At 72.6% G+C, this 10,013-nt stretch carries 9 protein-coding genes and 1 pseudogene; 4 read left to right on the top strand and 6 right to left on the bottom strand.

The window, feature by feature from the left end; all coding sequences use genetic code 11:
• From EBN88_RS25390 to EBN88_RS25375, 4 genes are all read left to right on the top strand, one after another.
• A partial coding sequence (locus tag EBN88_RS25390) for a PP2C family protein-serine/threonine phosphatase (protein WP_233580956.1) occupies nucleotides 1–978 on the top strand: 978 nt, incomplete at its 5' end.
• 405 nt (nucleotides 979–1,383) lie between these two features.
• Nucleotides 1,384–2,376: an FHA domain-containing protein gene (locus EBN88_RS25385; RefSeq protein WP_122399390.1), complete on the top strand. Its 993-nt coding sequence runs from the start codon at nucleotides 1,384–1,386 to the stop codon at nucleotides 2,374–2,376.
• 184 nt (nucleotides 2,377–2,560) lie between these two features.
• A complete protein-coding gene (locus EBN88_RS25380; RefSeq protein ID WP_233580954.1) occupies nucleotides 2,561–3,295 on the top strand; it encodes an ABC transporter ATP-binding protein in 735 nt (244 codons plus the stop codon).
• Nucleotides 3,292–4,359 carry an ABC transporter permease gene (locus EBN88_RS25375; protein WP_122399389.1) on the top strand — a complete coding sequence of 356 codons (1,068 nt, stop codon included), beginning with the start codon at nucleotides 3,292–3,294 and terminating at the stop codon, nucleotides 4,357–4,359. The genes EBN88_RS25380 and EBN88_RS25375 overlap by 4 nt, the downstream gene beginning before the upstream one ends.
• A 42-nt stretch (nucleotides 4,360–4,401) precedes the next feature.
• On the opposite strand, the gene EBN88_RS25370 is transcribed toward EBN88_RS25375, so the two are convergent.
• From EBN88_RS25370 to EBN88_RS25345, 6 genes and pseudogenes are all read right to left on the bottom strand, one after another.
• The gene (locus EBN88_RS25370) at nucleotides 4,402–4,785 is read right to left on the bottom strand and encodes a globin (RefSeq protein ID WP_407703462.1); all 384 of its coding nucleotides are present in this window, start codon (nucleotides 4,783–4,785) and stop codon (nucleotides 4,402–4,404) included.
• A gap of 83 nt (nucleotides 4,786–4,868) precedes the next feature.
• Nucleotides 4,869–5,525, bottom strand: coding sequence for a hypothetical protein (locus EBN88_RS25365; RefSeq protein ID WP_122399387.1), 657 nt, complete (start codon nucleotides 5,523–5,525; stop codon nucleotides 4,869–4,871).
• Nucleotides 5,522–5,950: an acyl-CoA thioesterase gene (locus tag EBN88_RS25360; RefSeq protein ID WP_122399386.1), complete on the bottom strand. Its 429-nt coding sequence runs from the start codon at nucleotides 5,948–5,950 to the stop codon at nucleotides 5,522–5,524. Before EBN88_RS25360 ends, EBN88_RS25365 begins: the two co-directional genes overlap by 4 nt.
• Before the next feature lie 3 nt (nucleotides 5,951–5,953).
• Nucleotides 5,954–7,618, bottom strand: a complete 1,665-nt coding sequence (gene ettA, locus EBN88_RS25355; protein WP_122399385.1) for an energy-dependent translational throttle protein EttA — start codon at nucleotides 7,616–7,618, stop codon at nucleotides 5,954–5,956.
• Nucleotides 7,619–7,878: 260 nt separating this feature from the next.
• Complete coding sequence (locus EBN88_RS25350; RefSeq protein ID WP_233580952.1) at nucleotides 7,879–9,243, bottom strand: thioester domain-containing protein; 1,365 nt, start codon at nucleotides 9,241–9,243, stop codon at nucleotides 7,879–7,881.
• A 274-nt stretch (nucleotides 9,244–9,517) separates the two neighbouring features.
• Nucleotides 9,518–10,013, bottom strand: a pseudogene (locus tag EBN88_RS25345) (ATP-binding protein); the annotation flags it as partial.

The raw sequence follows: 10,013 nt of genomic DNA, 5'->3' as shown, positions 1-10,013 counted from the left end.
CGCCCCCCGGCGGCGCAGCGCAACGCCCCCCGGGGCGTCGACCCCCGAGCCAGCGCCGCGCCGCCGCCCAACCCCGAGCCGGCCAGGGCCCGTTGCACCGGATGCGGCCGGGCCGAGGCGGAGGCCGAGGGCGGCCGGTGCGCCGACTGCGCCGGACAACACGCGGACGCGCGCGACCATGTGGAACGGGAGTTGGGCGGCGTGGCCGCCGTCAGCGACCTCGGCCTGCGCCACCACCGCAACGAGGACGCGTTCAGCGTGGCGGCCACCGCGCTCTCCGACGGCACGCCCGCCGTGGTGGCCGTGGTCTGCGACGGGGTCTCCTCCTCCAGCCGGCCGCACGAGGCGTCGGCCGCCGCGTCCGAGGCGGCAGCCGAGTCCCTGCTGACGGCGCTGCCGCGCGGGGTCGCCGGGCCGCAGGCGATGCACGAGGCGGTGCTCGCGGCGGCGGAGGCCGTCAACCAACTCGCCGACGCCGAACAGGAACCCGGCCGGAACGCCCCCGCCTGCACCATCGTCAGCGCCGTCACCACCGGCGGCCAGCTGACCGTGGGCTGGATCGGCGACAGCCGGGCGTACTGGGTCCCGCAGGACGAGGGGGGCGTGGCGGCGCGGCTGACCGAGGACGACTCCTGGGCCGCCCAGATGGTGGCCGCCGGGCTGCTCAGCGAGGCGGAGGCGATGGCCGACCACCGGGCCCACGCGATCACCGCCTGGCTCGGCGCCGACGCGCAGGAGGTCGAGCCGCACACCGCGACCTTCCAGCCGGACCGGCCCGGCGTCGTCATCATCTGCACCGACGGCCTGTGGAACTACGCCGAAACCGCCGAGCAGATGGCCCGGTTGGTGCCGAGGGAGTCCCGCCAGGCGCCGCTGCCCAGCGCCCGGCACCTGGTGCGGTACGCGCTGGACTCCGGCGGGCACGACAACGTCACCGTGGCCGTGATCCCCTTCCCCTCGCCCCCGGCCGCCAACTGACCACCACGGGCCGCGCGGTCGGCCCGCCCGGGGCGCCGGCCGACCCGACGACCGCCCCGGCCACAGACGCGTCAACCACCCCGACAACCGGCCCAGCGAACGGAACATGGCGCACCTCACACTCCCTTGACTCTCCGCCAGCCACTGACCACAGACCGTACGCGACGCCACTGACAATCCCCTCCCGAAGCCCCCAACCACCCCGCCCAGCCGGCCCGTCCACACCCCCGGGCCCCGCGATCGCTCCCGAAGGAATTCGCGAAGGAAGTGGACCCGCCCGACGGGGCGACCGGTACTGTTCGCTGGGGGCACCCGTCGTGCAGCCTGGAGACGGCCCCGCCGCACAGCAGTCCCGACGCAGTCCCGATACCGAGTGAAGAAGTGACGTGAGGGGGAGGCAGTTCCATGCCGACTTGCCCTAACGGCCACCAGTCGATGGCCGATGACTGGTGCGAGGTGTGTGGGCACCGCATCATGGCACCCGCCGTCGCGATGCCGCCGCCTCCGCCGGCACACGACTTCCCCGGCCAGCCCGGCGGCCCCGGCGGCTATCCGGGCCAGGGCGGCCCGCCCGGCTACCCGGGCCCCGGCGGCCCGGCCACCGCGCCGATGCCGGCCGCCGAGCTGTGCCCCCAGTGCCGCACCCCGCGCGAGGCGCAGGCCCCGTTCTGCGAGGAGTGCCGGTACAACTTCCTCACCAACTCCCCCACCACCTACACCCCGCCGGCCCCCGCCTACCCCGGCGCCCCGCAGGGCGCGCCCGGCGGGCCGCCGCCCCCGCCGCCCGGCTTCCAGCAGCCGGGCCCGCCGCCTCCGCAGCACGGTCACCAGCCACCCCAGGCGCACCAGGGCCCCCCGCCGCAGGCGCCGCCGGCCCCCGGCGGGTATCCCCCGCCCCAGCAGACCGGCGACTGGATGCTGCCGCCGCCCGGCGGCCAGCCCGCGCCGCAGCCCGGCCCGCCCGGCTACCCGGGCCAGCCCGGCGGCCAGGGCGGCGCCTGGCTGGTTTCGATCGGTCCCGACCCCGAGTACTTCACCGCGATGATGCACCGCTCCGGACCCGAGGCGGCCCAGCTGACGCTCCCCGCCTATGCCCCCGAGCAGCAACTGCCGCTCACCGGGCCGCAGATGACCATCGGGCGCCGGCGGAACTCGACGGGCGAGGCCCCCGACATCGACCTGTCGCGCCAGCCCGAGGACCCCGGGGTCTCCCACCAGCACGCGGTGCTGGTGGAGCAGCCCGACGGCGGCTGGGCCGTGGTGGACCAGGACTCGACCAACGGCACCACGGTCAATGGCGCGGAGGACCCGATCCAGCCGTTCGTCCCGGTGCCGCTGCGCGACGGCGACCGCGTCCATGTGGGCGCCTGGACCACCCTGCGCATCTACCGCCAGTGATCGCCAACGACCGCCGCTGAACGATCGCCGGCGGTCATCCGTGGGCCCGTTGAACGTGTCGAACGCCGCCGGGCGCCCCGAACCCGGGGCGACGCGCGGGCCCACGGAGGCCCTCGACGCCGCTCGACCGGCCCCGCCCAGGGGGCCCGCACCGCCGAGATTCGGCCACGGCTACCATCGCCAAGTGACCAAAAACATACCGGCGATAGCGGTCGAGGGGCTGCGCAAGCGCTATGGCGAGGTCCGGGCAGTCGACGGGGTGACCTTCGAGGTCGCGCACGGGGAGTTCTACGGCATCCTCGGCCCCAACGGCGCGGGCAAGACCACCACGTTGGAGCTGGTCGAGGGGCTGCGCGAACCCGACGAGGGCAGCGCGCGGCTGCTCGGCCAGCCCTCCTGGCCGCGCGACCCCGGGCTGCTGCGCCGGATCGGCGTCCAACTCCAGGCGTCCGCCTTCTTCGAGAAGCTGACCGCGCGCGAGCAGATCCACACCTTCGCCGCGCTCTACGGCGTCTCCTCGCGGCGCGCCGACGAGATGCTGGAGACCGTCGGGCTGACCGAGAAGGCGGGCACCAGGGACGACAAGCTCTCCGGTGGTCAGGCCCAGCGTCTCTCCATCGCCTGCGCCCTGGTCCACGACCCCGAGTTGGTCTTCCTCGACGAGCCCACCACCGGGCTCGACCCGCAGGCCCGCCGGAACCTGTGGGACCTGCTGCGCGAGATCAACGCCCAGGGCCGCACCGTGGTGTTGACCACCCACTACCTCGACGAGGCGGAGATCCTCTGCGACCGGGTGGCCATCATGGACGCCGGCCGCATCCTGCGCGTCGGGGCGCCGTCCGAGCTGATCGCCGAGTTGGGCGTGGGCAACCTGGAGGACGTCTTCCTCCAGCTGACCGGACGGGAGTACCGCGAGTGAGCGCGTTCAGGAGCCTGTCCCTGGCCATGCTCAAGGGCCTGCTGCGGGACCGCACCGCGAGCTTCTTCACCCTGGTCTTCCCGCTGATGTTCCTGCTGCTCTTCGGGGCGCTCTTCCAGAACGACTCGGTCTCCCGCTCGCACGTCCTCCAGTTCGGCGAGGTCGCCGTGCTGGACGAGATGCCGGCCGACCAGCGCCGCGACCTGTCCGAGGCGCTCAACGTCGAGCAGGTACGCGACCGCGACGAGGCGTTGGCCCGGGTCAGCGACGGCGACGCGGACGCCGTCGTGTGGCAGGACGAGGACGGCCGGATCGAGCTGCGCTACTCGGCCGCCGACGCCACCCGCGCCGGCACCGTGCAGGGCCTGATGCAGTCCCTGGTGCAGAGCGCCAACCTGGCGGAGACCGGCCAGCCGCCGGCCTTCGAGCTGGCCAGCGACCAGGTCGAGGACAAGTCGATCAAGCCCATCCAGTACCTGGCGCCCGGCCTGTTGGGCTGGGCGATCGCCATGGGCGCCTCGTTCATGTCGGCGTTCACCCTGGTCAACTGGCGCAAGAAGCGCATCCTGCGCAGGCTGTGGCTGGCGCCGATCTCGCCGGGAACGGTGATCGGGGCCAGGATCGGGGTCAGCCTGGGGATGGCGTTCCTCCAGACCGCGCTCTTCCTCGGGGTCGCCACCATCCCCTTCTACGGACTGCGGCTGACCGGATTCTGGTGGCTGGCGATCCCGCTGGTCGCCTGCGGAACGCTCGCGTTCATGTCCGTCGGCCTGGTGATCGGCGCCTGGGCCAAGACCGACGAGGCGGCCAACGCGGCGCTCCAGCTGGTGATCATGCCGATGGCCTTCCTCTCCGGCTCGTTCTTCCCGCTGGACTCCAGCCCCGACTGGGTGCGGGCGATCTCCAACGCGATGCCGCTCAAGCACCTCAACGAGGCCGTCCAGGGCGTGCTCACCCGGGGCGAGGGCTGGGGCGCGGCGCTGCCGGCGATGGGCGGGCTGCTGCTCTTCGCCGCCGTGCTGACCGCCGTGGCCGCCCGCCTCTTCCGCTGGGACGACACCTGAGCGGCCCGGCCGCGCCCGACGGCGCGCGGCCGAACACCGGTGTCAGTCCGGGGTGTTGATCATGGAACGGGCGGCGAAGACCAGGTAGTCCCACAGCTGCTTCTCCAGCGCCGGCTCCAGCTCCAGGCTGTCGACCGCGTCGCGCATGTGCGCCAGCCAGGCGTCGTGCGCGGCGCGGTCCACCGTGAACGGGGCGTGCCGCATCCGCAGCCTGGGATGGCCCCTGGTGTCGCTGTAGGTGCGCGGCCCGCCCCAGTACTGCATGAGGAAGAGCGCCAGCCGGTCCTCGGCCGGCCCCAGGTCCTCCTCCGGGTACATCGGCCGCAGGATCGGGTCCTCGGCCACCCCCTGGTAGAACCTGCGGACCAGCGCCCGAAAGGTCGGCTCGCCCCCGACCCGCTCGTAGAACGTCAGCTGCTGGATCATGCGTCCCATGGTCGCAGACGCCACCGACACCCGCCCGGGCCGGCCGCACTACGGGCCGGTAGCCGGCCTGGCCGCCGGGGCGCTCAGACGGGCGTGACGCCCAGGCCGCCGACTCCCCGCACCCGCACGGCCGTTGAGCCCAGCGCGGTCCGCATCCGCAGCCAGCCGCCGCGCTCCAGCACCCGCACCGGCTCGGCCGCCCGCAGCAGGCCCAGGGCGTGCGCGGCGTGCACGGCGCGCAGCGGCAGCCCGGTCGCGCCCAGGGGGCGCGACCAGATCTCCTCGGCGAGCGCGTCCAACGTGGCGCGGGTGCGCTCGTCCGGCGCGAGCGCCTCGGTGCGCTCCCGGAACTCGGCGACCACCGTCGTGGCCGACTCCCACACCGCGCGGTGCGGCAGTTCGGCCAGCGGGCGCCAGCCGCCGCGTGGCGGCAGCACCCCCGCCCAGGAGGGGCCGGTCACCGCCCCGGGCAGCCGCACCGCCCCGCGTTCCTCGTCCAGGGCCTCGACCAGCTCGCCCACCGAGACCGTGCGGTCCAGCTCGACCGGCTCGCGCAGCCGGACGGGACGGACCGCGAGCACCTCGAACCTGGCCGGCCGGGTGAAGATGGCCAGCACCTCCCCCTCGACCTTCAGCCGGGCCGCCGCCGTGCGGTCCCAGCGCAGCTGCCGGGCCAGGAAGGCGACCAGCTCGGCCGCCTCCCCGGCCCCGGCGAAGGCCAACTCCGGCTGGTCGGTCATGCCGCCGTGGCGCTCCCCGCCTGGTCGTCGTGGTAGCGGGCGAGGAACTCCCGCTCCTGGTCGGTCAGTCGGCGCGGCTTGCCCAGTTCGAGGTCGTAGGGCACGACCACGGTCTGCGCCGTGACATAGACGGTCCGTTCGTCCTTGATCTCATAGCCGACCGTGACCGAGGCGAAGCCCAACTTGGTCACCCACAGCTCGATCATGACCGGCTCCGGTCGGTGGACGAGCGGCCTGCGGTAGTCGATCTCGTGTCGGGCGACCACCGAACCGCCGGTGAACGCGCCCGAGTCGGCCTGCCGCGCCAGACGGAACATGAAATCTATCCGCGCCTCCTCCAGATAGCGCAGAAAGACGACGTTGTTGACATGGCCGAAGGCGTCCATGTCCGACCAGCGCAGCGGGCACTCGAAACGATGCCGCATCGTCTAACCCCGGGTCAGCTTCTTGTAGGTGGCGCGGTGCGGGCGCGCGGCGTCCGGGCCGAGGCGCTCGATCTTGTTCTTCTCGTAGGACTCGAAGTTCCCCTCGAACCAGAACCACCTGGAGTCGCCCTCGTAGGCCAGGATGTGCGTGGCCACCCGGTCCAGGAACCAGCGGTCGTGGGAGACGACCACGGCGCAGCCGGGGAACTCCAGCAGCGCGTTCTCCAGCGAGGAGAGCGTCTCCACGTCGAGGTCGTTGGTCGGCTCGTCCAGCAGCAGCAGGTTGCCGCCCTGCTTGAGGGTGAGCGCCAGGTTGAGGCGGTTCCGCTCGCCGCCGGAGAGCACCCCGGCCGGCTTCTGCTGGTCCGGCCCCTTGAAGCCGAACGCGCTCACATAGGCGCGCGAGGGCATTTCGACCTGGCCCACGTTGATGTAGTCCAGGCCGTCGGAGACGACCTCCCAGAGCGTCTTCTTCGGGTCGATGTTCTCCCGGGACTGGTCGACATAGGAGATCTGCACCGTCTCGCCGACCCGCACCGAGCCGGAGTCCACCGACTCCAGGCCCAGGATCATCTTGAACAGGGTCGTCTTGCCGGCGCCGTTGGGCCCGATCACGCCCACGATGCCGTTCCTGGGAAGGGTGAACGACAGCCCGTCCACCAGGACCTTCTCGCCGAACGCCTTGCCGAGGTCGGACGCCTCGACGACCACGTTGCCCAGCCGGGGGCCCGGCGGGATCTGGATCTCCTCGAAGTCCAGCTTCCGGGTCTTCTCGGCCTCGGCGGCCATCTCCTCGTAACGCGCCAGCCGCGCACGGGACTTGGCCTGCCGGCCCTTGGCGTTCGAGCGGACCCAGTCCAGCTCCTCCTTGAGCCGCTTGGCGCGCTTGGCGTCCTTCTGGCCCTCGACCTTGAGCCGGGTCTGCTTGGTCTCCAGGTACTTGGAGTAGTTGCCCTCGTAGACGTAGGTGCGGCCCCGGTCCAACTCCAGAATCCACTCGGCCACGTTGTCCAGGAAGTACCGGTCGTGGGTGATGGCCACCACGGTGCCCGGGTACTTGGCGAGGTGCTGCTCCAGCCACTGCACGGACTCGGCGTCCAGGTGGTTGGTCGGCTCGTCGAGGAGGAGCAGGTCGGGCTGTTCGAGGAGGAGCTTGCAGAGCGCGACGCGGCGCTTCTCGCCGCCGGAGAGGTTGGTCACCGGCCAGTCCCCCGGCGGGCAGCCCAGGGCGTCCATGGCCTGCTCCAGCTGCGCGTCGAGGTCCCAGGCGCCGGCGTGGTCCAGCTCCTCCTGGAGCTGCCCCATCTCCTCCATCAGCGCGTCGGTGTACTCGGTGGCCATCTGCTCGGCGATGGCGTTGAACCGGTCGAGCTTGGCCTTGGTCTCGGCGACGCCCTGCTGGACGTTCTCCAGCACGGTCCTCGACTCGTCGAGCGGCGGCTCCTGGAGCAGGATGCCGACCGTGTAGCCGGGGGTGAGGAACGCGTCCCCGTTGGACGGCTGCTCAAGACCGGCCATGATCTTGAGCACCGTGGACTTGCCGGCGCCGTTGGGACCCACGACACCGATCTTGGCCCCGGGCAGGAAGCTCAGGGTGACGTTGTCCAGGATCACCTTGTCGCCGTGGGCCTTGCGCGCCTTGCGCATGGTGTAGATGTACTCAGCCAAGAGAAACCGTCCGGCAGCTGTCGTCAGTGAGTGGGAAGCCTGCCACCATCCTGCCGCATCGCCGCGCGCCGAACGAAACCGGTGCCGAGGGGCGCGGGCGGCGCGAGGCGCGGGCGGGGGCGGGCGTGGTGCACGGGGAACAACGCGAGGGGGCGGGCCCCGTGGGGCCCGCCCCCGGTGCCGGACGAGTGGCTCGTCCGGCCCTCGTCACGTCAGCGGGGACGCGACGACCGGTGTGTCGATGGGGTCAGACCCTCGGGTCACTCCCCAGCGGTGGTGGAACGGCGACGGATGAAGAGGACCACGCCGGCGCCAACCACCAGCAGGGCCACGGCGACGCCGCCGATCAGCGCCGGGTTGCCGCCGCTGCTGCCGGTCTCGGCGAGGTCGGTGTCGCTGTCGCTCTCGCCGCCGGTGCTGGCCGGGGCGGGCTCGTTCTCGTCGATCTGCTCCTGACCGCCGTCGTCGCCGGTCTCGCAGTCGAGCACGCCGCTGAAGACCCAGGGCTCGGCGCCCTCGATGGCGTTCTCGATGGTGATCTCGTACGCCTGGCCGTTCTCGACCGGGACGACCACGGCCTGCGACTCGCCGGCGGCGATCTCGTAGGACTCGCCGTCCAGCTCGAAGGTGAACGGAACGTCGCCCTCGTTGGTCGCGGTGATCTCGACGCCACCCTCGGCGCACTTCTCGACCGCGTTGACCGCGACGGCGGGCTGGCCGGGGGCCGCCCAGCTGACGCTGGCGCCCGCCGTGACCGAGGAGTCCGAGGAGCCGGCCAGGATCATGGTCTGGGTCCGGGTGTCTATGCCGGTGAACGCGCGGCCGACGGGCACCTGGGAGGTGGCGGTCGCGGTCAGCGAGGCGCTGCCGTCGGCGGCGTCCTCGGGCACCGAGAAGTACAGCTCGGTGCCGTTGGCGACCGGCTGGTCCTCGGTGACGTACTCGCCGTTGACGTCGACGATGGTGACGCCCTGCTCGGCGGCACTGGCGTCCGGGCTGACGAAGACCGAGTCGGCGCTGGTGGTGACGGTGACCGGGCCGATGATCTGGCCGGGCTGGCCGGAGACCTGCGGCGGGGTCAGCTCCAGGGAGGCGCCGGGCTCGGCGACGTCACCGGCGTTGGCCAGCAGCCAGTCGGCGAGCTTGGCCGCGTTCTCGTTCTGCGGAACGGCGTCCACGCCGTCCGACAGCTCCCAGATCGCCGCCTGGGTGCCGGCGGCCGCCTGCTCCTCGTTGAGCGACTCGGCGCCGGCCTGCTCGGCGAGCGTGGCCAGGTCGTTCACCACGGGGAAGGAGTTCTGGAGAATCCAGTGGATCTTGCCGGCGTCCGGGTTCCCGTGGAGCGTCGAGGACTCCCAGCCGGTCTCCTTGTACTGCGCACCGCTCTGCGCGCCGGTGGCGAAGTCGATGCAGTAGGTCTTCAGCGTGCCGCCGTCCTCGGCGGTCAGATAGAACAGGCCGGCGCCGTAGGTGTTCGTCGAACCGTTGTAGGTGACGTCCACCCGGTCGCTGACCCGCAACCCGTCGAGGACCGCTGTGGCTCCTCCGCTGCGCGGGTTCAGCTCGTCGGCGGCGGCGGGGCCGGCGGCGGCGAGAGCGCCGCCCGCGAACAGCCCGGTTGCCACGGCCGTGGCCGCAAGGCGGGATACGACCCGCTTGCGCGCGTGCATCATGTGTGTGTCCCCTCCACGAGATCACAGGGCGCAGCCGTATCTTCCGACGGCACGCTCATCAACATCCCCGTGCGTACGGTGGATCGTAGAGAGGCAGTTCGACGATGTCCCCGCCGGACGGGTGACTCACACATTCCGAAGTGGAATCGTTACCTGGGGAGTTCGCCGAACGCCTCACCGGGGACCATGGTGGGGCACACTCCCGAATCCCGCCGGAGCCTGTGGATTACTGACCAGATGTGGACAACTCCGTCCCCCCTGCGGGTGAGGCGGCCACCACGAACCGTTCCCGCACCTCCCGATAGCGCATCAGCTCGGCCGCCACCGGCTCCAACACCTGACGGTGCCCCAACTCGGCGGCCAGCCGGCGCAGTCGCCACTCCTCGGCCCGCCCGTAGGCGTGCGCCGGGCCGCGCGCCGCGATCCGGCACCCCCAGGCCAGCAGCGGCCCGCCCACCGAGCCGACGGTCAGCAGCAGCAGCGGCAGCCAGCGGCCCATCACCGGCTCGCCGATCAGCACCGTCAACAGCCAGCACAGCCCGAGCAGTTGGGTGGCGAGAAGCACCGCCTGCCCGGCGGCGGCCGCCGACCACCAGCCGGGGCGCGGCGGGCGGCCCCGCTCCCGGTCGCCCAACGCCCGCTCCAGCGCCCCCGGCAGCGTCTCGGCGCCGCGCCAGGCGGCCTCCCGCACCGCCCTGGCCCAGGGCTCGGGCAGCCCCTCG

This window comes from Streptomyces triticirhizae (assembly GCF_003696235.1).
Classification (GTDB): domain Bacteria; phylum Actinomycetota; class Actinomycetes; order Streptomycetales; family Streptomycetaceae; genus Streptomyces; species Streptomyces triticirhizae.
The sequence above is the reverse complement of the archived record's forward strand: the minus strand, read 5'-3'. Positions and strand labels throughout refer to the sequence as shown.